The 2828-nt window shown below is 71.0% G+C and carries 3 protein-coding genes; 1 reads left to right on the top strand and 2 read right to left on the bottom strand.

Annotated features, from left to right (window positions below; genetic code table 11):
- The coding region (gene rsfS / locus VFO68_RS17690; protein WP_325159407.1) for a ribosome silencing factor at window positions 1-348 on the bottom strand (348 nt) is incomplete at its 3' end.
- Window positions 349-426: 78 nt separating this feature from the next.
- Window positions 427-1020 (bottom strand): nicotinate-nucleotide adenylyltransferase, encoded by a 594-nt coding sequence (gene nadD / locus VFO68_RS17685; protein ID WP_325159406.1) that lies wholly within the window; start codon window positions 1018-1020, stop codon window positions 427-429.
- A gap of 285 nt (window positions 1021-1305) precedes the next feature.
- Here nadD and VFO68_RS17680 point away from each other — a divergent pair.
- On the top strand, window positions 1306-2828 hold a 1523-nt coding region (locus tag VFO68_RS17680), incomplete at its 3' end, for a RecQ family ATP-dependent DNA helicase (protein WP_325159405.1).

The raw sequence follows: 2828 nt of genomic DNA, 5'->3' as shown, positions 1-2828 counted from the left end.
GAACTCGATGCGTGGGCAGTCCTTCCAGAGCCGTTCCAGGGCGTAGAAGGCGCGCTCCTCGGCGTGCTGGACGTGCACGACGATGTCCACGAAGTCCAGCAGCACCCAGCGGCCCTCCCGGGCGCCCTCGCGCCGCACCGGTTTGGTGCCGGCGTCGCGCATCTTCTCCTCGACGCTGTCGACGATCGCGCCCACCTGCCGCTCGTTGGGCGCGGAGGCGATCACGAAGCAGTCGGTGATCACCAGCTGGTCGGAGACGTCCAGCACGATCACGTCGCTGGCCTTCTTGTCCGCGGCGGCGTTTGCGGCCACCAGAGCCAGCCGGCGTGCGTCGTGCGTTGCTGACACTTCGGTCCCCTTGTCGGTACTTCCGGATACAGATTTCCCCGAGAGTACCGGGGCGGGCCAGCGTCGCCACGAGCGATTTCACCCCGGTGCGTACAGCCCGCGCTTGGAGATGTACTGGACGACCCCGTCCGGGACGAGGTACCAGACGGGTTCGCCGGCGGCCACCCGGTCGCGGCAGGCGGTGGAGGAGATGGCCATCGCGGGCACCTCGATCAGGCTGACGGCGCCCCGGGGCAGATGGTGGTCGTTGAGGTCGTAGCCGGGCCGGGTCACCCCGACGAAGTGGGCCAGCCCGAACAGCTCGTCGGCCTCCCGCCAGGTGAGGATCTGCTCCAGCGCGTCCGCTCCGGTGATGAAGAACAGGTCGGCGTCGGGGTATCCGCCACGCAGGTCCCGCAGGGTGTCGATGGTGTAGGTGGTGCCGACGCGGTCGATGTCGACCCGGCTCACCGAGAACCGGGGGTTGGACGCCGTGGCGATCACGGTCATCAGGTACCGGTCCTCGGGAGGGCTCACCGTCTGGTGGCTCTTCTGCCACGGCTGACCGGTCGGCACGAAGATCACTTCGTCCAGTTGGAACCGGGACTGGACCTCGCTGGCGGCGACCAGGTGACCGTGGTGCACCGGGTCGAACGTGCCGCCCATGATCCCGACGCGCTTGCTCGCTGCCATAGTCCGACCAGCGTAGGGCCACCGGAGCGGGACCTCGGGATAGGTGTGGGCGGCGTCTCCCGGGATGAGACGCCGCCCACGCCAGTGATCGGAGCACACCGACCATGCGCTCCGATGAGTTGGGAGCGGTGCGGCGAGTGGGCATGACGCGAACGGGCGAAGAATTTCGTGAAGATCCGGCCACCGGTTCAGCACGGGACGGCCACGGCCCACCAAACCGGATGGATGGACCATCCTGCCGGCCTGTCGCTGGCCCTTGTCGGTGCCCTGCGTCAGGGTGGGCACATGGACGAACTCGCCCTCCGCGAATCCGCCGAGGCTCTGCTCCGCGCACTGGCCGGCGCCGACGCCCGGCTCCGCGACGACCAGTGGACGGCCATCGAGGCGCTGGTGGCCGGCCGCCGCCGCGCACTGGTGGTGCAGCGCACCGGGTGGGGCAAGTCCGCGGTGTACTTCGTGGCCACGGCGCTGCTGCGCGAACTGGGCGAGGGTCCGACGGTCATCGTGTCGCCGCTGCTCGCGCTGATGCGCAACCAGGTGGCGGCCGCGGCCCGCGCGGGCGTGCACGCCGCGACGATCAACTCGGCCAACATGCAGGAGTGGCAGGACATCCAGCGGGTGGTGCTGGAGGGCAAGGTCGACGTGTTGTTGATCAGCCCGGAACGGCTCAACAACCCCGACTTCCGCGACACGGTGCTGCCCGAGCTGACCGCGTCGGCCGGGCTCCTCGTGGTGGACGAGGCGCACTGCATCTCGGACTGGGGGCACGACTTCCGGCCGGACTACCGGCGGCTGCGCACCCTGCTGGCCGAACTGCCCGAGGGGGTTCCGGTGCTGGCGACCACCGCGACCGCCAACGACCGGGTCGTCCGGGACGTCGCCGACCAGTTGGGCCTGGGCGAGACGGACACGCTGGTGCTGCGTGGCCCGCTGGACCGGGAGAGCCTGCGGCTGGCGGTGGTCATGCTGCCCACCATGCAGGCCAGGCTCGCCTGGCTGGCCGAACGGCTCGGTGAGCTGCCCGGCTCGGGCATCATCTACACGCTCACCGTCGCCGCGGCCGCCGAGGTGGCGTCGTTCCTGCGGGACCGGGGGTTCACCGTGGCGTCCTACACCGGGCGCACCGACCCCACCGAACGCGAACAGGCCGAACAGGACCTGCTGGCCAACCGGGTGAAGGCCCTGGTCGCCACCTCCGCGCTGGGCATGGGCTTCGACAAGCCCGACCTCGGCTTCGTGATCCACCTCGGGGCGCCGCAGTCGCCGATCGCGTACTACCAGCAGATCGGCCGGGCCGGCCGAGCCGTCGAGCGGGCCGAGGTGCTGCTGTTGCCGGGCACCGAGGACCGGGACATCTGGGCCTACTTCGGCTCGCTGGCCTTCCCGCCCGAACCGGTGGTGCGCCGGGTGCTCACCGCGCTCGACGGGGCGGGCCGGCCGCTTTCCCTGGCCGGCATCGAGCCGCTGGTCGACCTGTCCCGCAGCCGGCTGGAGATGGTGTTGAAGGTGCTCGACGTGGACGGCGCGGTGCGCCGGGTCCAGGGCGGCTGGACGGCGACCGGCCAACCCTGGACCTACGACGCCGAGCGCTACCGGCACATCGCGGCCGCCCGCAAGGCCGAGCAGGAGGCGGTGCTGGCCTACCAGCGCACCGACGGCTGCCGGATGGAGTTTCTCCTTCGGCAGCTTGACGACCCGCATGCGGCGCCGTGCGGGCGGTGCGACAACTGCACCGGCGAGCGGTTGACGGCCGACCTGGCGCCAGCGGACGTCGCCGCCGCCGTGCAGCACCTGCGCTCCCAGGCGCT

Source organism: Actinophytocola sp. (genome assembly GCF_035712165.1).
Taxonomy (GTDB): domain Bacteria; phylum Actinomycetota; class Actinomycetes; order Mycobacteriales; family Pseudonocardiaceae; genus DASYTH01.
Note: the sequence above shows the minus strand (reverse complement) of the source record. Positions and strands in the feature narration are given on the sequence as shown.